The 20,222-nt window shown below is 74.3% G+C and carries 9 protein-coding genes and 1 pseudogene; 8 read left to right on the forward strand and 2 right to left on the reverse strand.

All coding sequences use genetic code 11. The annotated features are described in order from the left end of the window. Positions 1 to 3 precede the first annotated feature (3 nt). Together ORI94_RS22965 and ORI94_RS22970 are read right to left on the reverse strand one after the other, a co-directional pair. Complete coding sequence (locus tag ORI94_RS22965) at positions 4 to 2,808, reverse strand: AAA family ATPase (protein ID WP_266078679.1); 2,805 nt, start codon at positions 2,806 to 2,808, stop codon at positions 4 to 6. 83 nt (positions 2,809 to 2,891) lie between these two features. Further along, complete coding sequence (locus ORI94_RS22970) at positions 2,892 to 5,783, reverse strand: ATP-binding protein (protein WP_266078681.1); 2,892 nt, start codon at positions 5,781 to 5,783, stop codon at positions 2,892 to 2,894. A 325-nt stretch (positions 5,784 to 6,108) separates the two neighbouring features. Here ORI94_RS22970 and ORI94_RS22975 point away from each other — a divergent pair, with 325 nt between their 5' ends. The 8 genes and pseudogenes from ORI94_RS22975 to ORI94_RS23010 all read left to right on the forward strand — a co-directional run bounded on the left by ORI94_RS22975 (position 6,109) and on the right by ORI94_RS23010 (position 20,218). Continuing rightward, positions 6,109 to 7,485: a glycosyltransferase gene (locus ORI94_RS22975; RefSeq protein ID WP_266078683.1), complete on the forward strand. Its 1,377-nt coding sequence runs from the start codon at positions 6,109 to 6,111 to the stop codon at positions 7,483 to 7,485. 81 nt (positions 7,486 to 7,566) lie between these two features. After that, positions 7,567 to 8,625 carry a DegT/DnrJ/EryC1/StrS family aminotransferase gene (locus ORI94_RS22980; protein ID WP_266078685.1) on the forward strand — a complete coding sequence of 353 codons (1,059 nt, stop codon included), beginning with the start codon at positions 7,567 to 7,569 and terminating at the stop codon, positions 8,623 to 8,625. A 70-nt stretch (positions 8,626 to 8,695) separates the two neighbouring features. Continuing rightward, entirely contained in the window at positions 8,696 to 9,877 is a 1,182-nt protein-coding gene (locus ORI94_RS22985; RefSeq protein ID WP_266078687.1) for a cytochrome P450, read from the forward strand. Between the two features lie 133 nt (positions 9,878 to 10,010). Beyond that, positions 10,011 to 10,187 (forward strand): annotated as a pseudogene (locus ORI94_RS22990) (ferredoxin); the annotation flags it as partial. Between the two features lie 294 nt (positions 10,188 to 10,481). Then, a complete protein-coding gene (locus ORI94_RS22995) occupies positions 10,482 to 11,252 on the forward strand; it encodes a thioesterase II family protein (protein WP_266078689.1) in 771 nt (256 codons plus the stop codon). 160 nt (positions 11,253 to 11,412) lie between these two features. Then, positions 11,413 to 13,620 carry an aminodeoxychorismate synthase component I gene (gene pabB / locus ORI94_RS23000; protein WP_266078692.1) on the forward strand — a complete coding sequence of 736 codons (2,208 nt, stop codon included), beginning with the start codon at positions 11,413 to 11,415 and terminating at the stop codon, positions 13,618 to 13,620. A 134-nt stretch (positions 13,621 to 13,754) separates the two neighbouring features. Next, positions 13,755 to 19,076: a type I polyketide synthase gene (locus tag ORI94_RS23005; protein ID WP_266078694.1), complete on the forward strand. Its 5,322-nt coding sequence runs from the start codon at positions 13,755 to 13,757 to the stop codon at positions 19,074 to 19,076. Positions 19,077 to 19,195: 119 nt separating this feature from the next. Beyond that, positions 19,196 to 20,218, forward strand: a complete 1,023-nt coding sequence (locus tag ORI94_RS23010) for an ATP-binding cassette domain-containing protein (protein ID WP_416237870.1) — start codon at positions 19,196 to 19,198, stop codon at positions 20,216 to 20,218. Positions 20,219 to 20,222: the final 4 nt, after the last annotated feature.

Genomic DNA, 20,222 nt, shown 5'->3' on the forward strand with positions numbered 1-20,222 from the left:
TGGTCAGTCGTCCTCCGTACCTTGGCCAAGGATGCGCAGTCCGTCGCGTCCCCGGACGCGCAGCTTGCGGTAGACACTGCTCAGGCGCAGTTCCACGGTGCGGGTGGTCACCGACAGCGCAGCGGCTATCTCCCGGTTGGCGAGACCTCGGGCGGCGAGCGCGGCAGCGGCCTGTTCCCCCGGCGAGAGGGTCCGCCATGCGGACGGCAGGGCGCCGGTGCGGGCTCTCGTGGGCCGGGGCGACGGCAGGGGTGACGGCACCGCGACGCCGTGGGCGCCGGCGGTTCCCGTGCCGACGCCGGCCGTGTCACCTGTCCGGGGGGCGACGGCCCTCGCACGGTCGGGTTCGCCGCTCTCGGCGGAGAGCACCGCCACGGCCGCGTACGGGTGGGGGCCCGGGCCCTGGGAGCGTCCGGAAGCCTCGACAGCCGACCGGAGCTGCTGGACGCGGCCCTCATCGCTGATCATGGCGAGGCAGAGCCGGGCCGCGCCGATGGAGCCCGGCGCGCCCCAGCGCTCTGCGAGTTCGAGTTCCTCCTGCGCCAGTCTCCGGGCCTGCGCCGCGTCGCCGAGGGCGTGGGCGGCCTCGGCTGCCCGGGAGCGCCAGGGCAGGACGGCCGGGTTGGTGCAGCCGTACTGCAGGAGCCAGCGCCCGCAGGCCCGGAAGAGGGCACGGGCCCGGTGGGGGTCACCGTCGGCGTTGGCCAGCAGGCCACGTGCGAACAGCAACTGGGCACCGTTCAGGGACTCTTCGGCGGGGGGCGGTACGGGGCGGTCGGCGGCGGCACGCGCCCGGTCCAGTCGGCCGTTGGCCAGGTCGGTGATGACGCCGAGCGCCGTCCAGCACGGGTAGGACAGCGGATGTCTGCTGTCCGGTGGCAGTTCGAGGTCGGCGGCGGCCAGGTCCCGGGCGGCGGAATCGGGCCGGCCGTGCCGCAGGTGCAGTTCGGCGCGGAGGGCGAGCACCCGGCCGACCGCCACGGAGTTGCGTTCGCGGTGGGCCTCGGCCAGAAGGGCGCACAGATGGTTCTCGGCCTCTTCCCCGTCCTCGGTGAGAAGGAGCGTGCGGCAGGCCAGCAGCCGGGGCACGGTGAGCGAGGGCCGGCCGAAGGGGCCGGGGGCCAGGGCGGCGCGGGCCAGCCTGCGGGCCTCCTCGCGATCGTCTCCCCGCACGGTGGCCTCCCATGCGTGCACGCCGTTCACCGCGGGGTTCCGTGAAGCACGGGGCAGTTCCGGCACGGGCGGGACGGCGATCTCGGCGGGCGTCCGGTGGAGCGGCTGCGCCACCCGGAGCAGGGCCGCCAGCTCCTCGTGGTGCGCTGCGGCCGTCTCCGCCGCCCGGGGGTCGGCGGGCGGTGTCCCCCGCCTGTCGCCGGACCTGCTGTCGGCGAGGGCACCGGCGAGGGCGCGCCGGGCGGTGTCCGTGTCACCACTGAGGAGGAACAGGTCGCCGGCACGGGAGCGCAGGGCGGCAGCCGCCTCTCCGGGCTCCCGGAGGATGCCCGTGAGGCGGCGCCCGGCGGCAACGGGCGCGATCACCAGCTCTGTGCCGGCCAGTTGGAGCAGGACACACAGGCGGTCCTGTGCGGACAGCGGTTCGTCCAGGGCGCGGGAGAGATAGGCGGCGGCACGGTCGTGGCGGCCGGCGCGGAGAGCGGCGGCGGCGGCACGGCACAGCGTGTCCGCCGCCCACGGAGCGCCGACCGGACGGGCCGGCAGCAGCAGATCGCCGATGCCCTGGTCGTCGGCGGCCGCCCGGTGGGCCAGCTCGGCGGCACGCGCGTGCAGGTCCGCACGCTCGGCGGCGGTCATCTCCTCGATGATCCGGGCCCGCACCACCGGGCCCCGCACCCGGATCCGGCCGTCGCGCACGGCGACGAGACCGCTGTCCAGCAGGGCGGCACGCAGACGGTCCTCGGACACGGCACCCGGCCCTGCCAGGGCCAGTACCAGCGGGAAGTCGAGGAGTTCGTCACAGACCGCGAGGGCCCGCAGGACGCCGAGGGCGACGGGGTCGCGCAGACCGCCGAGCGCCGAAACGGCGTGCTCGCCGATCACGTCGGCCGCGATGGCACGGACGTGGTCCACGTGGTCCGCGTCCGGGGTGTGCCCCGCCCGGGTGAAGCGGTGCAGGGTGCCGCGTACGGCGGCAGGGTTGCCTCCGGTCGCGTCGGCGAGGGCGTCGAGGAAGGAGCGGTCGGCGAGGGTGCCGCAGACGGTCCGTACGGCGCTGTCCGTCCCGGCGCGGGTGAGGCCTGACAGAGGCAGTTCGACGGTGGTGGCCGAGCCGGTGAGCGGGCTGCCCGCGCACCAGTCGAGGCCGATGTCCGCCGTGCGGATGCTGCTGGTGATCAGGGCCAGCGGCGCGCGGGGCAGCCGACGTACCAGAGCCTCCAGCCAGCGCAGCGAGTCGGGGTCGAGCCGGTGGACGTCCTCCACCGTCAGGAGGACGGGCCGGTCACGGGCCACGGTCAGCAGACGGGTGAGCCCCGGGAACCGGCCGGGCCGGCCCTGATCGAGGAAGAGGTGGGGCAGGTGGCCGGCGAAGCTCTCGTGGCCCGCCAGGAGTTGGCTGACCGCGCCGTAGCGCAGATCCTGTTCGGCGGGGGTCGCGCGGGCAGTGAGGACACGAAGCCCCCGCTCGGCGGCGTGCTGGGCCGCCCATCGCAGCAGTTCGTTCTGTCCCGCGCCGGGTTCGCCCGTCACCGTGACCACGGCCGGCCGGCCCGCCCGTAGTTCCCCGGTCACGGCGGACAGCACGGCCTGCTCGCGGTCACGCTCCAGGAAAGGGAGCTCGGCGATCGGCATGGCGTGATCGTACGGACGCCGGCACGCTTCCCGGCGGACCTGCGGGACAACGTTTTCCTGGTGACCTTGTACCCGCATGGCTCTCACCGGGTCGCACCGGGCCGGGAGCCGGGAGCGGCCGGGGTCTCCTCGCGCAGGATGCCCGCGAGATCGGCGCGGCGGGTGATCCCGAGCTTGCGGTAGATGCTCGTGAGGTGGAGCTCCACGGTGCGTACCGTCACGAACAGGGACTCCGCGGCCTCCCGGTTGCTCACCCCCGAGGCGACCAGCGTGGCCACCGTGCGTTCCGTTCCGGTCAGCATGTCCAGTGGTGAGACCGTGACCTCCCGCATCCTTCCACCCGCCCCGACCAGTTCCTCGCGGGCCCGTCGGGCGAGGGCCACGCAGCCGCAGCGGTGGGCGATCGCGACCGCTTCCCGCAGGTGTTCGCGTGCCTCGCGCGGCGCGCCCCCGGCCAGCAGTGCCCGCCCCAGCAGCAGCAGCGCGCGGGCGTGGTCGGCGCGGGCCGGTGACGCCGCCAGCCGGTCAACAGCCTCCCGCAGCCGAGCGATTCCTTCCGGCCCGGGCGTGGCGACGCCGCGGGCAAGGGCGGCGTAGCCCAGGGCGCGAGGGGTTCCCCAGCGTTCGGCCGGCCCGGCACCGTGGTCGGCCGTCTCCCGGGCCTCGTCGATGCGGCCGGCATCGGCCAGCAGGCAGGCGGCGTCCAGCCACCAGGGAGCCAGGACCGGATTGGAGTGTCCCGCCTCGGCGAGGGAGTCTCCGCACGTGCGCAACAGGGTGAGAGCGCTCTCCCGGTCGCCGTGGGCCCACCGTGCCCGTGCCCGTGCCATGAGGTACCAGTGGTACTCCCACGCGAAGCGCTCGATGCGCGGGCGCTTGATGGTGTCGAGCACCGCCTCGGCCCTGGCCGGCTCACCGCGCTCGGTGAGGGCAAGGGCACAGGCGGTCTGCGGCATGATGGCGCCCTCGCCCCGGTCCTCGTCCTCGATCAGGTCGAGAGCCGTCTGGGCGTCTGCCGCGGCCTGCGTGATGTCACCCCGGTCCAGATGGACGAAGGCACGGGTGGAGAGCGCGAGACCGCACGTCCAGGCCCCCGCGGTCCGCCGGCTGTCGCGCAGGACGGCGTCCAGGGCGTCCAGCGCCTCGTCGGTCTCGTCGGCCAGGGACAGCACGAGAGAGGCGGGCAGCAGGGACCAGGCGCCGAGCGGTACGTCCGGGAAGCGCAGGGCACTCCGTGCCTGACGGACCGACCGGGCGGCGGAATGGCCGTCCATGGCGGTGAGCACGCTGAGCATGGCGAGTTGCTGGCGCTGGGCGGGCGTGTCGCCCGGCGGCGGGGTCAGCCGGGCCGCGAGTTCACGCACCACCGGCAGGGTGCTCTTCTCGTCCGCTCCGACGATCAGCAGGACGGATTCGACCATGGTGAGAAGTTCCCGGTCGGCGGGTTCCGCCTCGGGGCCGAGTTCGGCGCTGAGGGCGTCCAGTGCCTCGGTCAGCACGCGGGCACCCTCGGGCGACCTCTGGACGCTGAGACAGGTCAGTCCCAGCTGGACCGCTGCCCTCGCCCGGGTGCGAACGTCGTCCGTGCGGGCCAGCGCCTCGTGCAGCAGTGTCACGGAGCGGGACGGATCCGTCTCGGACAGGACTTCGGCGAGCCGTATCCGGGCCTCCGGCGCATCGGGCCGGGCCTTCATCACGCGCTCGAGATACCGTGCGGCAGCCTCGGGAGCCCCCCGCTGTTCCGCCTGTGTGGCGGCGTCGAGGAGGACGGAGATCATCCACGGCCGGTCGGCTCGCGGCAGGAGCAGCAGTTGGCCGGCGATCTGCTCGGGGGGCCGCCCGACGTCGCTGAGCAGTTGGGCGGCCCGGGTACGCAGACCGGCGAGTGCCGTGGAGCCGACCGTGGAGAGGATCGCCGCACGCACCATGTCGTGCGCCGGCTCGGTCCGGCCGGGCCGGACGAGCGCGGCCCTGCGCAGGATCTGCACGGCCTCCTCGGCCTGCACGGCGGACACACCGGCGAGGGCCGCGAGGTGTTCGGTCCGTTCCGGGCCGAGCACGGCCAGGGCGCGGGCCACCTCGCGCACGCGGTCCGGCTGGCCGTCCAGGACCTCCCGCACGGAGGAGGCGATGACCCGGCCCCCGATCTCGGTGATGCGCCGGGTGCCCGTGTCGTCGGGGGCCGCCCCGGCGGTGCGCAGTCTGTGCAGGAGTCGCTGGAGTTCAAGGGGGTTGCCACCGGTGACGGCGGTGAGCGTGTCGACGAAGGAGGGCTGCGGCAGGACACCCGGGAAGACGCGTTGGACAAGGGTCTCGACATCACGGGTCGGCAGTGCGGTCAGGCGCAGCGGCACGGGCCGGTGGTGGGCCACCAGGTCGGTCAGGGCGGGCCCGGCCGCCCGGTCGGACTCGGTGCGCCGGGCGAGCACCACGAGCAGCGGCATTCCGTCGGCGCGGCGCAGCAGGAAGTCCAGCCAGCGCAGGGATCGTTCGTCGCACCAGTGGGCGTCGTCGAGGGCCAGCACCAGGGGGCGCTCCGCCATGAGGTTGGCGGCCAGCCAGTACAGGCCGTTCAGGGCGGGAAAGGCGGCACCGGGTGTGGTGTCCGCGTCGACGAGGTCGGGGGCGAGGGCGGGCAGGGCGTGGCGGGCGCTCCCGCCGAGCAGGGACGATGCCCGGCGTCGGCGTGCGGTGAGGTTGAGCGGTCCGAACAGAGCGCGTACACCGCTGTAACCGCTTCCGGAGTCGATCGCGCGGCAGGCTCCGTACAGCGTGGTCGCGCCGTCGCAGGGTCCGCCGTCCTCGAGGGCGGCCCGCAGCAGGGAGGTCTTGCCGATTCCCGCCGGCCCGTCGAGGACCACCATGTGCGGCCGTCCGGCGCGGGCGGCGGCGGCCCTGGCGGCGAGTGTTTCCAGCTGGGCCTCGCGGCCGACCAGGGGGAGGGACGGACCGATGGCCCGTTCCCGGTTCGTCACGTGGTCCCCCTTGCTCGTGCTGAGGCCAGGGCCGGTGCTTTGTGAGCAGCCCTTGTCCCCGGCGCTGCGGAGCGCTCGGCGCGCCCCACCGTACAGGGAACGCCGGTCACCTCGGAGTGTCGCGGGGTTCTGCGTCCGGCGTCCGTCCCGGCCTGCGCCGGGAAGTCTAAGGATTTCCCGGTTACGCCCGTGAGATCAAGGTGGTGTGCGGTCGCCACCCGCCCGACTCGGGCCCCGGCCGACGGGCCGCACACGGACAACTCCGTCCTGCCCGCCCGTGCGGGCGGGCGGCGAGCCCCGGCAGTCATCTCGTGAAAGGGCCCTCATGGACTCCGCCGCACGGCCGATCCTGTTCGTCGGTCTCCCTGAGAGCGGCCTGCTCAACCCGTTGCTGGTGCTGGCCGGGGAACTGGCGCGGCGCGGTGTGCCCGACCTGTGGTTCGCCACCGACGAGCACCGCCGCGAGGACGTGGCGGCACTGGCCGCCGATTCCCCGGTGTCGTTCGCCTCACTGGGCGAGGTGGTGTCCGAACTGTCGGCGGTGACCTGGGACGACACCGTGTACCGGGAGGTCACCCAGTCCTCCCGGTTCAAGGCGCACCGCGCCGTGGTCCGGCAGTCGTACAGGCCGGCGCTCCAGGCTCGCAAGTACCGCGCTCTGGAGAAGGTGGTCGAGCGGGTGCGGCCGTCCCTGATGGTGATCGACTGTGTGAGCGGCTTCGGTGTGGACCTGGCGCTCGCGCACCGGATCCCGTACGTGCTGTCCGTGCCCTTCGTCCCGAGCAACGTGCTGACCTCGCACAACCCCTTCGGCGCGTCGTACACCCCGAAGAACTTCCCGGTGCCCAACTCCGGTCTGCCGCTGGAGATGACGCCCCGGCAACGGCTCACCAACACGCTGTTCAAGTGGCGGACGCTCTTCATGTTCCTGCATCCGTCGATGGGCAAGGTGCTCAAGGAGGACGCCGCCATCCGCAAGGAACTGGGCATCGCCCCGCCCAACGCCCTGACCCGGGTGGACGCGGCCGAGATGGTGCTGTGCTCCTCGGTCCCGGAGCTGGACTATCCCTTCGACGTGCCGGAGAAGCTGCGGCTGGTGGGCGCCCTGCTGCCGCCGCTGCCGGAGTGCCCGGACGACGAGGACCTCGGCGGCTGGCTGGACCGGCAGTCGTCGGTGGTCTACATGGGCTTCGGTACCATCACCCGGCTGACCCGTGAGGAGGTCGCGGCGCTGGTGGAGGTGGCCCGCCGGATGTCGGACCGGCACCAGTTCCTGTGGAAGCTGCCGAAGGAGCAGCAGCACCTGCTGCCGCCGGCCGCCTCGCTGCCGGACAACCTGCGGGTGGAGAGCTGGGTGCCGTCCCAGCTGGACGTGCTGGCCCATCCGAAGGTGTCGGTGTTCTTCTCGCACGGCGGTGGCAACGCCTACCACGAGGGCGTCTACTTCGGTAAGCCGCAGGTGGTGCGGCCCCTGTGGGTGGACTGCTTCGACCAGGCGGTGCGCGGCCGTGACTTCGGCTTCAGCCTGACGCTGGACCGGCCGGAGACCGTGGACCCGGACGACGTCGTCGACAAGCTCACCCGGGTCGTCGAGGACCCCTCCTTCCGCGAGCGGGCGGAGCGCCTCGGCGCGCTGCAGCGGGCGGCCGGCGGGCGCAAGGCGGCGGCCGACCTGATCCTGGGCCTGCTGCCGCGGCCATGAGGCCCGGCCGTCCGCCGGCCCGCCCCCGAAACGACCACTCTTCCCTTCCGGTTGTCGCACGCACCATCGCAGCGAGGACGCATGTCTTTCACCCAACCCGTTTCCCGGCCCACTCTGGGCGGGCGTGAACTGGAGTACGTCACCGACGCCGTCAGCGGCGGCTGGATCTCCTCGCAGGGCCCCTACGTGCGACGCTTCGAGGAGGCGTTCGCCGAGTGGAACGGCGTGGCGCACGGCGTCGCCTGCTCCTCCGGCACGGCCGCGCTGACCCTGGCGCTGCGCGCACTGGGCATCGGGCCGGGCGACGAGGTGATCGTGCCGGAGTTCACCATGGTGGCCTCCGCCTGGGCTGTCACGTACACCGGGGCGACGCCCGTCTTCGTGGACTGCGGCGACGACCTGAACATCGACGTCTCCCTGATCGAGGAGAAGATCACTCCGCGTACCAGAGCGCTGATGCCGGTGCACGTCTACGGGCGCCGCTGCGACATGGACGCGGTGATGGACCTCGCGCACCAGTACAACCTGCGGGTGGTCGAGGACTCGGCGGAGGCGCACGGGGTGCGGCCGGTCGGGGACATCGCGTGCTTCTCGCTCTTCGCCAACAAGATCATCACGGCGGGCGAGGGCGGCGTCTGCCTCACCGACGACCCGCGGCTGGCCGAGCAGCTCGCGCATCTGCGGGCCATGGCGTTCACCCGCGACCACAGTTTCCTGCACAAGAAGCTGGCCTACAACTTCCGCATGACGGCCATGCAGGCGGCCGTGGCGCTGGCGCAGGTGGAGCGGCTGGACGAGATCCTGGCCGCCCGCCGGGAGATCGAGGCCCGCTACGACGCGGGACTCGGGAACGTCCGCGGTGTGACGCTCATGCCGCCGCGGGACGTGCTGTGGATGTACGACATCCGTGCGGAGCGCCGCGAGGAACTCCGCGCCCACCTCGCCGAACGGGGCGTCGAGACACGGCTGTTCTTCAAGCCGATGAGCAGGCAGCCCGGTTACCTCGACCCGGTGTGGCCGTCCCTGAACGCGCACCGGTTCAGCGAGGACGGCCTGTACCTGCCCACCCACACCGGACTGACCGCCGCCGACCAGGAGTACATCACCGGAGCCGTCCGGGAGTTCTACTCCGCGGGCTGAACCGCCGGGACCCGGCCGCGGCTTCGCGCGGCACCCCTGGAAACCTCAGGAAGAGGAAGAAGGAACGGACATGACGACCGGCACCGACCCCACGGTGGTCGGCTTCCCCCGGCGCACGCCGGAGGAACCGCTGCCCCTGTCCCAGTACGCGAGCCACCGCGAGCAGAACGGTCTGGTGCTGTCCCACCTGCCGAACGGGGTGCCGATCTGGCTGGTGACCCGGCACGAGGACGTGCGCGCGGTGCTCACCCACCCCAAGATCAGCGCCAACCCGGACAACGAGGGCTTCCCCAACGTCGGTGAGACGATGGGTGTGCCCAAGCAGGACCAGATCCCGGGCTGGTTCGTCGGCCTGGACTCGCCCGAGCACGACCGGTTCCGCAAGGTGCTCATCCCGGAGTTCACCGTGCGACGCGTCCGGGAACTGCGCCCGGCGATCGAGCGCACCGTGGACGAGCGCATCGACGCGATGCTCTCCGCGGGCGACCACGCCGACCTCATCAGTGACTTCGCGCTGCCGGTGCCGTCCCTGGTGATCTCCTCGCTGCTGGGCGTGCCGCCGGCGGACCGTGACTTCTTCGAGTCGCGCACCCGCACCCTGGTCGCCATCCGCACCTCCACCGACGAGGAGCGGGCCACCGCCACCAGGGAGTTGCTGCGCTACATCAACCGGCTGATCGCCATCAAGGAGAAGTGGCCCGGCGACGACCTGATCAGCCGGCTGCTGGCCACCGGGCAGCTCACCGCCGTCGAACTGTCGGGGGTGCTGCTGCTCCTGCTGATCGCGGGCCACGAGACCACCGCCAACAACATCGGCCTCGGTGTGGTCACCCTGCTCGGCAACCGGCAGTGGATCGGCAACGAGCGGCTGGTGGAGGAGCTGCTGCGGCTGCACTCGGTGGCCGACATGGTGGCGCTGCGGGTCGCGGTGGAGGACGTGGAGATCGCCGGCCAGCTCATCCGCAAGGGTGAGGGCATCGTGCCGCTGCTGGCCGCAGCCAACCACGACACCGAGGTGTTCGGCTGCCCGCACGCCTTCGACCCTGAGCGTTCCGAGCGCCGCCATGTGGCGTTCGGCTACGGCGTCCACCAGTGCCTCGGCCAGAACCTGGTGCGGGTCGAGATGGAGATCGCCTACCGCAAGCTGTTCGAGCGCATCCCGACGCTGGAGCTGGCCGTCCCGATGGACGAGCTGGCCTTCAAGTACGACGGGATCCTGTTCGGACTCCACGAGCTGCCGGTGCGCTGGTAGGCCACCGGCACCCGGGTGCCGCCGGACGGTCCCGGCGGCACCCGGCACCCCCGCCGGCCCGGCCCCCCCCCCCGAAACCCACCTCCCACTCCCCAACCCACAACGAGCAACCAGCAAGCGCGTCACCCTCGACAGCGAGCGGTGCGTCGGAGCGGGCCAGTGCGCGCTGAACGCGCCGGAGGTCTTCGACCAGGACGAGGACGGGATCGTCGTCCTGCTGGTGCAGGAGCCGAAGGAGGCGGACGCGGAGGGCGTCCGGGCCGCGGGCGACCTGTGCCCGTCGGGCTCGGTCGCCGTCCACGAGGACTGACCGCCCATGAGGACCGGCCCGTCCACGAAGGCCGCCCGCGCCCGCCCGGGACGGCCGGGCGGGCGTTTCGGGGCGGTCGACGGATGGACTTCCGCGGCGGGACGGGGCGACAGCGCCGGCCGGGCCGCGGATTCCGCGGCGGGGCGTCCGGGTTCCCGAGGGTCCGGACACCCCGCCGGGGGCGCAGGGGTCCGTGGCGGTCCGGTGCGGGAGGTGCGCCCGTCCCGGACCGTCGCGGACCCGCCCGGCCGGCGGAACACCGTCGGCCGCAGCATCACCGAAGGGACTCACACCGTGACCACCGCTGACGACACCGGGGCCCTGTGGCTGCGGCGCTACCACCCGGCCGACGCCGACGCGGTACGGCTGGTCTGCTTCCCGCACGCGGGCGGTTCGGCCAGCTTCTACCACCCGGTCTCGGCTCGGTTCGCCCCGGCCGCCGAGGTCCTGTCGCTGCAGTACCCCGGCCGCCAGGACCGGCGCAAGGAACCCTGCGTGGAGGACCTCGGCCGGCTCGCCGACCTGGTCACCGAGCAGCTGCTGGCGCTGGACGACCGGCCCAGCGTGTTCTTCGGGCACAGCATGGGCGCGGCGCTGGCGTTCGAGACGGCGTGGCGGCTGGAGCAGAAGGGCGCCGGGCCGCTCACCGTCATCGCCTCCGGCCGGCGCGGCCCGTCGACCACGCGGGCCGAGGAGGTGCACCTGCGGGACGACGACGGCATCGTCGCCGAGATGAAGCGGCTGAACGGCACCGCGGCGGGCGTCCTCGGCGACGAGGAGATCCTGCGCATGGCCCTGCCGGCGCTGCGCGGCGACTACCGCGCCATCGAGACGTACTCCTGCCCGCCGGACCGGAGGGTGCGCTGCGGAGTCACCGTGCTCACCGGCGACGACGACCCGCTCACCACGGCCGAGGAGGCCGAGCGCTGGCAGGACCACACCCAAGGCCCCTTCCGGCTGCGGGTGTTCACCGGCGGCCACTTCTTCCTCACCCAGCACCTGACGGCGGTCAACGGCGAGATCGCCGACGCCCTCGACCTGGCACGGTCCGCCCCGGCGTCCTGACGTCCGCCCGGGCGGTGCCGCCGGACGGCGCCGCCCGGGCAGGCGCAGGAGTCGTGGTCGCCCCACCACCGGAGAGCCCGCACACGGCCGGACCGCCACCCGCGTCCGTCACGTTCCCCGTCACTTTCCGCTCACGCGCCTCCTGGACAAGGAAACGCTCATGCGCACACTGCTCGTCGACAACTACGACTCGTTCACCTACAACCTGTTCCACTACCTGTCCCGGGTCAACGGGCGCGAACCAGAGGTGATCCGCAACGACGACCCGGCGTGGCGGCCGGGCCTCCTCGACTCCTTCGACAACGTGGTGCTCTCCCCCGGTCCGGGCACACCGCACCGGCCCGCCGACTTCGGGCTGTGCGCGGGCGTCGCCGAGGAGGGCCGGCTGCCCGTGCTCGGGGTGTGCCTGGGCCACCAGGGCATGGCGCTGGCCCACGGGGCGTCGGTGGGCCGGGCCCCCGAGCCGCACCACGGCAGGGTCTGCGCCGTGCGGCACGACGGCGCCGGACTGTTCGAAGGGCTGCCGCAGCCGCTGGAGGTGGTGCGCTACCACTCCCTGGCCGTGACGGACCTGCCGCCGGAGCTGGAGGCCACGGCGTGGTCGGCGGACGGGGTACTGATGGGCCTGCGCCACCGGACGCTCCCGCTGTGGGGGGTGCAGTTCCATCCGGAGTCCATCGGCACCCGGGAGGGGCACCGGCTGCTGGAGAACTTCCGCCGGCTCACCGAGGAGCACGGCCGGGCCGGCGGGCACCGGCCGGTCGTCGCGACGGGCGTCCCCGCGCAGCGGCGGCCCCCGGAGACCGGCACCGCCACGGCCGTGGCACCGGCCCCCGCCACGGCCGCCGGTGCGGCGGGCGGTGCGGCGGGCGGTGCGGCGGGCGGCGGATCGCCGCGCCGGCTGCGGGTGGTCGCCGAGCGGCTGCGCACCCGGTGGGACGCGGAGGTCGCCTTCGACCGGCTGTTCCGCACCGGTGACCACCCGTTCTGGCTGGACAGCAGCCGTCCGGGCGGACGCCTGGGGCAGCTGTCCGTGATGGGGGACGCGTCCGGCCCGCTGGCCCGCGTCGCCTCGGCGGACGTGGAGGCCGGCACCGTGACCGTCGCCGAGGGCGGCACCACGCGCGTCGAGCAGTCGCCCTTCCTGTCCTGGCTGGAGCGGGACCTCGCCGGGCTGAGCACCGAAGTCCCCGATCTCCCCTTCGACTTCGCGCTGGGCTGGGTCGGCTGTCTGGGATACGAGCTGAAGGCCGAGTGCGACGGCGACGCGGCGCACCGCTCCCCCGACCCGGACGCCGTCCTGGTCTTCGCCGACCGCGCCCTGGTGCTCGACCACCGCACCGACACGACGTACCTGCTGGCGCTGGCCGAGGACGGTGCCGAGGAGCCGGCCCGGTCCTGGCTCGCGTCGGCCGCCGGCACCCTGGAGACCCTCGCGGGCCGGGAACCCGGGCCCCCCGAGGCGCCGGCGTCCGGCGGCACCGGCCCGGTCGTGCTGCGCCACGACCGGGACGCCTACCTCAAGCTGATCGACGTCTGCCAGCAGGAGATCGCGGCCGGCGAGACGTACGAGGTGTGCCTGACCAACATGGCCGAGACGGACACCGACCTCGACCCCTGGCAGGCGTACCGCTGTCTGCGCCGGGTGAGCCGGGCGCCGTTCGCGGCGTTCCTGCACTTCGGGCCGATGGCCGTGCTGAGCACTTCGCCCGAGCGGTTCCTGCGCATCGACCGGCACGGCGTGATGGAGTCCAAGCCCATCAAGGGCACCCGGCCGCGCGGCGCCGATCCGCGGGAGGACGAGCGGCTCGCCCGGGACCTGGCGACCAACGAGAAGGACCGCGCCGAGAACCTGATGATCGTCGACCTGGTCCGGCACGACCTCGGCCGGTGCGCGCAGGTCGGCTCGGTCGTCGCCGACCCGGTGTTCCAGGTGGAGACGTACGCGACGGTGCACCAGCTGGTGAGCACGGTCCGGGCCCGGCTGCGCCCCGGTCTCAGCCCGGTCGCCGCCGTGCGCGCCGCGTTCCCCGGCGGTTCGATGACCGGCGCCCCGAAGATCCGCACCATGCAGATCATCGACCGGCTGGAGGGCGGCCCGCGCGGTGTGTACTCGGGCGCCATCGGCTACTTCTCCCTGACCGGCGCGGTGGACCTGAGCATCGTCATCCGCACGGTGGTGCTCAGCGGGAACCGGCTGCGCTACGGCGTCGGCGGCGCCGTCATCGCGCTGTCCGACCCGGCGGCGGAGTTCGAGGAGACGGCGGTGAAGGCCGCGCCGCTGCTGCGGCTGCTCGGCGCCGCGTTCCCGGGGCGTGAGGAACTGACCGGGGAGGCCGTGTCCGACGTGACGCCGGCGGGCCCGTAGGCGGGGCGGGGGTCCGTCCCCCGTTCCGTGCCCCCGCATGCCTGCGGCGGCCCATGTCTAGGGAAAACCCGGGACGTTGGGCAACAGCCTGAGAGGGTTCCCCGTTCACCGGAAACGCTCGACCCCCGGGAGTGATGGTGCCCGTCCACGCTGACGACTACGTGATCCAGCCGCCCGGTGTCCGCGAGGGCGAGCTGGACGGTCTCACCCTGCCCGCGGTGCTCGCCGACGCCGTGCGGACCGGGGGCGACGCGGTGGCCCTGGTGGACGGGGAACGCGAACGCACCTGGCGGGAGGTGCGGGACGACGTGGACGCGCTGGCCCGTGCGCTCCAGGAGGCCGGTGCCGGGCCCGGCGACGTGGTCGCCCTGCACCTGCCCAACTGCTGGGAGTACGTGACGCTGCACCTGGCGGCGGCGTCGGTCGGGGCGGTCACCCTGCCCGTACACCAGGGCAACGCCCCCGCCGACGTACGGGCCCTGCTGGAGCGGGTCGGTCCGGCGGTGCTCGCGCTGCCGGCCGGCACCCAGGAGCCGGGCGGCACGCTGGCCGCGGCGGCCCTGCGGGAGTCCCTGCCGTCGCTGCGCGCCGTCCTGGTGACCGGTGGCAAACCGGCCGAGGGCACCGAGTCGGTTCAGGGTCTGCTGGACCGCTGGGCGGGTGAGCGGCCCCGGCCGGTGGAGGTGCGGCCGGACGCACCGTTCCTGCTGTTCCCCTCGTCCGGCACGACGTCCGCGCGGCCCAAGATCTGCCTGCACACCCACGACTCGCTGCTCACCAACTCCCGTGCCGCCACCGAGGACAGCGCCGGGGCGTACGGCGGCACCCTGATCACGGCGTGCCCGCTGACCCACTGTTTCGGCCTGCAGTCGCTGTATTCGGCGCTGTTCCGTTCCGGACGGCAGGTGCTGCTGCCCTCCTGGGACGTGGACCGGTTCCTGGAGCTGGCGCGGTCGGCGCGGCCGAGCGTGGTGGTGGCCGTGCCGGCGCAGCTGCACGACGTGGTGGCACGGGCACGGGAGTCGGCAGGGGGCGCCGGGTTCCGCCCGGAGCGGGTGCTCACCGCCGGCGCCGCCCTGCCCGCCGCACTGGTGCGGGACGTGCGCGAGACGCTGGACACCGCGCTGGTCGTGGTGTGGGGCATGTCGGAGGCCGGGAACGGCACCAGCAGTCTGGCCGGGGACCCGCCGGAGGTCGCCGCGCACAGCGTGGGACGGCCGGTCCGGGGCGCGCGGATGCGCGTCCTCGGCGAGGACGGCAGGCCGTGCGGTCCGGGCGAGGCCGGGGAACTGTACTACCGCAGTCCCAGCATGTTCCGCGGTTACTACGGCGAGCCGGAGCTGACCCGGTCGGTGGTGTCGGAGGACGGGTGGCTGCGCACCGGTGACCTCGCCTCGATCGGCGAGGACGGCCTCGTGGTGTTCCACGGCCGCTCCGCCGAACTCATCAACGTGGGCGGCCGCAAGTTCAACGCCGTGGAGATCCAGGGCCTGCTGGCGGATCTGCCGGGCATCGGTCCGCTGGCGGTGGTCGCCAAGCCCGACCCGCGGCTCGGGGAGTACCCCTGCCTCGTGGTGACCGCGCACCCGTCCGGTTCCGCGGAGGCACCGGCGGGCACGGTCGGTCTCGGGGAGGTGACGGCGTTCCTGCGGGAGCGCGGTGTCGCCGAGTACAAGATCCCGCTGGAGCTGGTCGTGCTGCCGGCCCTGCCGCGCACCCCCGCCGGGAAGATCAACCGGCGGGCGCTGGAGCAGGTCCTGGCCGACGCCGCCGCGTGTCCGGAGCCGGTTCCCGGAGACGTGCCCCGCCCGGACCTCGGCACCGCCCTCGACCTGGTGGTGGCGGCGGTCGCCGAGGTGCTCGGCGCGCGGGGCGCGGACGGCGCGGGTCCCATCGGACCGGACGTCACCTTCCGCGCGCACGGCCTCGACTCGGTGGCGTCGGTGCGGCTGCGCAACGCGCTCGCCGAGGCCACGGGTCTGCCGCTGCCGGCCGCGGTGGCCTTCGACTTCCCGACCCCGGCGGCCCTGGCCCGGGAGCTGGCCGGGCTGAGCCGCCAGGAGGAGGAGCCGGCTTCCGGCCCGGAACTCCACGACGAGCCCGTGGCGGTCGTGGGCATGGCCTGCCGGCTGCCCGGCGGCACCGCCTCCCCGGAGGCGCTGTGGGCGCTGCTGAGCGAGGGCGGCGACGCCGTGTCGGGGTTCCCCGCCGACCGCGGCTGGGACCTGGACACCCTCTTCGACGACGACCCGGAGCACCCGGGCACCACCTACGCCCGTGAGGGCGGGTTCCTGCGCGACGCCGCCCACTTCGACGCGGGGTTCTTCGGCATGTCGACGCGGGAGGCGCTCGCCACCGATCCGCAGCAGCGGCTGCTGCTGGAGACCGCCTGGGAGGCCGTGGAGCGGGCCCGGATCGATCCGCTGTCGCTGCGCGGCAGCCGTACCGGCGTGTTCACCGGCGCGATGTACCACGACTACGCGACGGGGGCGACCGACCCGTCCGGGGAACTGGAGGGGCTGCTGCCGGTGGGTACCTCCGCCGGCGCGCTGTCCGGGCGGATCTCGTACACCCTGGGCCTGGACGGCCCGGCCCTGACGGTGGACACGGCCTGTTCCTCGTCTCTGGTGGCGCTGCACCTGGCGTGCCGGTCGCTGCGGTCCGGGGAGTCGGAGCTGGCGCTCGCCGGAGGGGTGGCGGTGATGGCCACTCCGGCGCCGTTCGTCGGTTTCTCCCGGCTGCGGGGCCTGTCGCCGGACGGCCGCTGCAAGTCCTTCGGCGAGGGCGCGGACGGGGCCGCCTGGTCGGAGGGCGCCGGTCTGCTGCTCCTGGAGCGGCTGTCGGACGCGCGCCGCAACGGCCATCCGGTGCTGGCGGTGATCCGCGGCTCGGCGGTCAACCAGGACGGCGCCTCCAACGGTTTGACCGCGCCCAACGGCCCCGCCCAGCGCCGGGTGATCCGCCGCGCGCTGGCCGACGCGGGGCTCACGGCGGCGGACGTCGACGCGGTGGAGGCGCACGGCACCGGTACCACGCTGGGCGACCCGATCGAGGCGCAGGCGCTGCTCGACACCTACGGACGGGAGCGTCCCGAGGGACGCCCGCTGTGGCTGGGCTCGGTCAAGTCGAACCTGGGGCACACCCAGGCGGCGGCCGGCGTGACCGGGGTGATCAAGATGGTGCTGGCGCTCCAGCACGGCGTGCTGCCGCGCACCCTGCACGCGGACACCCCCAGCTCCCGGGTGGACTGGTCGGCCGGGACCGTCCGGCTGCTGAACGAGGCACGCGCGTGGCCGGCCGGGGAGGGCGGGCCGCGCAGGGCGGCCGTCTCGTCGTTCGGCATCAGCGGCACCAACGCCCATCTCGTGCTGGAGGAGGCCCCGGCCGGTCCGGGGGCCGCACCGGCCGCGCGGGCGCAGGACGCCGAGGGGCCCGTCGTGCCGTGGCTGGTCTCGGCCCGGGACGCGGCGGCACTGCGGGGCCAGGCGCGCAGGCTGGCCGCGTACGCCGAGGCCCACCCGGAGGTGCCGGCCCGCGACATCGCGTACTCGCTGCTCACCACCCGCCCCGTGCACGCCCGTACGGCGGTGTTCCGCGGGGCGGGGCGGGACGCGCTCACCGCGGCGGCGGCCGGGTTCGCCCGGGACGGCGCAGCCGGGGTGACGGGCCGGGGCGCGGGCGGCGGCCCGGCAAAGACCGCGTTCGTGTTCACCGGTCAGGGCAGTCAGCGTCCCGGCATGGGCCGCGCGCTCGCCGCCGCGTTCCCGGTGTTCGACGCCGCGCTGCGCGAGGTGTGCGCGGAGCTCGACCCACTGCTCCAGCGGCCGTTGACATCGGTGATGTGGGCGGCCCCGGACAGCGAGGAGGCGGGGCTGCTGCACGGCACCGGCTGCGCGCAGCCGGCCCTGTTCGCCTTCCAGGTGGCCCTGTACCGGCTGCTCGGGTCCTGGGGGGTGACGCCCGCCCGGCTGGTGGGCCACTCGGTGGGCGAGATCGCCGCCGCGCACGTGGCGGGCGTGCTGAGCCTGCCGGACGCGTGCGTGCTGGTTGCGGCGCGCGGCCGGCTGATGCAGTCGCTGCCGCCGGGCGGAGCGATGGTCGCGGTCGGCTGTTCCGAGGCCGAGGTGCTGCCGTGGCTCGACGGACGCGAGGAGCACGTCGCCGTCGCCGCGGTGAACGGTCCGCGCTCGGTGGTACTGTCCGGCGCCGAGGCTCCGCTGGCCGACCTGGCGGGCGGCCTGACGGCCGCCGGGTACAAGACGCGCCGTCTGGTGGTCAGTCACGCCTTCCACTCGCCCCTGATGGACCCGGTGCTCGCCGAGTTCCGGAAGACCGTGGCGTCGCTGTCCTTCGCCGCGCCGGAGGTGCCGCTGGTCTCCGGGGTCACCGGCCGCCCGCTCACCGCCGCGCAGGCCGCGGATCCGGACCACTGGGTGCGGCACGCGCGGGAGGCCGTCCGGTTCGCGGACGCGGTCGTCCACCTCTCCGACGCGCGGACCGGCGTCTACGTCGAACTGGGCCCCGAGGCGGCGCTCACGCCCATGGTGGACGAGTGCCTGGCGGAGCACCTCGGGCAGCGGGAACCGGGGAACGGGCCGGTGGTGGAACCGCTGCTGCGGGGCGAGGAGGACGAGGCAGGCGCCCTGCTCGCCGCCACCGTACGGCTGCACGCGCACGGTCTGCCGGTGGACTGGCCGGCGGTGCTGCCGGGCGCGCGGAGGGTCCCCCTGCCCACGTACGCGTTCCAGCACGAGGCGTACTGGCTGGCCTCGGTGCCGGCCGGCACGGTGGCCGTGGCGAGCCCGGAGACGGCCGGGGCGGCGGACGCTGCGCCCGCGCTGGCCGGGCGGCTGGCCGGCCTGGCGGACGCGGAGGCCGAGGCGCTGGTGACGGACCTGGTGCGCGGCGAGCTGGCGGCCGTGATCGGCGGGGAACTGCCGCCGGACGCGGGTGACGGCCTGGCCTTCACCGAACTGGGCGTCACCTCCGTCACCGCCGTCGAACTGCGCAACCGGCTCACCGCCGTCACCGGGGTCCGGCTGCCGCCGACCCTGGTCTTCGACCATCCCTCCCCCGCCGAGGTGGCCCGGCTGGTGTGCGACACGCTCCGGCGGTCCGGGCCGGCCCGTGCCCGTGACGCGTCCTCCCTGGTCGACGAGTTGGAGGCGCTGCTCACGTCGGGCGCCGACCTCGACTCCGGGACGGCGGGCCGGCTGAGGACGCTGGCCGCGCGCCGGGCCCCGGCCCGCGCCGGTGGTGCGGAACTCGCCGCGGACCCTTTGGACCTGGCGGACGCCACGGACGAGGAGTTGTTCCGCCTCATGGACGGGGCGGGACCGTCCGGCTCGCACCCGGGGCCGTCCGGCCCCAAGCCCGGGGCCGGCGGCACGGACGAGGACCTGTTCGGCCTCATGGACGGGGTGGACGGCACGGACGCTCCGGGCGGCGGCCGGTAGGCGCTGACCGGCGTGTCCCCACCTCCCCGTGGTCCGTCGCCCGGCGGGCGGCGGGCCCCACGGTCCGGCCGCCGGCCGGCCCTCCACCCAGCGCACACCCACCAGCGGGAGATCACCTCATGAGCGGGCTCGTCATGCCCCCCATCACCCAGTCCGGAGCGGGGGCCGGATCCGGCCCGGACTCCGGCCCCGGCGGCGATCAGATGATCGTGGCGGAGGACGTCAGCAAGTCGTTCGGATCGGTCCACGCCCTGGACTCGGTCAGTGTCAGCGCCCGCCGGGGCACGGTCCTGGCTCTCCTCGGCCACAACGGGGCCGGCAAGACCACCCTCGTCAACATCCTGACCACCTCACTGCCGCTGTCGTCGGGACGGGCCTCCGTCGCCGGGTACGACGTGGCCCGCGAGCCCTTCGAGATCCGCCGCCGTATCGGTCTCACCGGTCAGTTCGCGTCGGTGGACACGCAGCTGAGCGGACGGGACAACCTCGTGCTGATCGCCCGGCTGCTCGGTGCGGGCCGACGGGCCGCGCGTTCCCGGGCCGACGACCTGCTGGAGCTGTTCGAGCTGACCACGGTCGCCGACCGGCGCGCGAGCGGCTACTCGGGCGGCCTGCGCCGCCGGCTCGACCTGGCCGTGTCGCTGGTCGGCGGCCCGCGGGTGATCTTTCTCGACGAACCCACCACCGGCCTGGACCCGTCCAGCCGCCTGAAGCTGTGGGAGATCGTCGAGGGCCTGGTCCAGCAGGGGGCGACGGTCCTGCTGACCACCCAGTACCTGGAGGAGGCCGACCGGCTCGCCGACTCCATCACGGTGCTCTCGGCCGGCAAGGTCGTCGCCTCGGGCACCGCCGACGAGCTCAAGGCCACCGTCGGCCGGCGCACCGTCACGCTGACGCTGGACGGGGACGACGCGCCCGCGCGGGCGGGGGCCGCGCTGCGCGGCGCCGGGTTCGCGCCGGTCGGCGGCGAGGACGGCACCCGCAGTCTCGTCGTCCCGATCGACACCACCCGGGAGATCGCGGACGTCATCCGCGCGCTGGACCGGGCGAGCGTCGAGGCCACCGAGCTGACGTTCGGCGAACCGACCCTGGACGACGTGTACCTGACCCTCGCCGAGCAGCACGCCAGGACCCCGGCGTGACCGC

It is taken from the genome of Streptomyces sp. NEAU-W12, from assembly GCF_026242095.1.
Lineage (GTDB): Bacteria > Actinomycetota > Actinomycetes > Streptomycetales > Streptomycetaceae > Streptomyces.

Coding starts and splice junctions, on each gene's coding strand:
- ORI94_RS22975 (WP_266078683.1), top strand. CDS start 6,109: ATGGACTCCGCCGCACGGCCGATCCTGTTCGTCGGTCTCCCTGAGAGC.
- ORI94_RS22985 (WP_266078687.1), top strand. CDS start 8,696: ATGACGACCGGCACCGACCCCACGGTGGTCGGCTTCCCCCGGCGCACG.
- ORI94_RS23010 (WP_416237870.1), top strand. CDS start 19,196: ATGAGCGGGCTCGTCATGCCCCCCATCACCCAGTCCGGAGCGGGGGCC.
- pabB (WP_266078692.1), top strand. CDS start 11,413: ATGCGCACACTGCTCGTCGACAACTACGACTCGTTCACCTACAACCTG.
- ORI94_RS23005 (WP_266078694.1), top strand. CDS start 13,755: ATGGTGCCCGTCCACGCTGACGACTACGTGATCCAGCCGCCCGGTGTC.
- ORI94_RS22965 (WP_266078679.1), bottom strand. CDS start 2,808: ATGCCGATCGCCGAGCTCCCTTTCCTGGAGCGTGACCGCGAGCAGGCC.
- ORI94_RS22980 (WP_266078685.1), top strand. CDS start 7,567: ATGTCTTTCACCCAACCCGTTTCCCGGCCCACTCTGGGCGGGCGTGAA.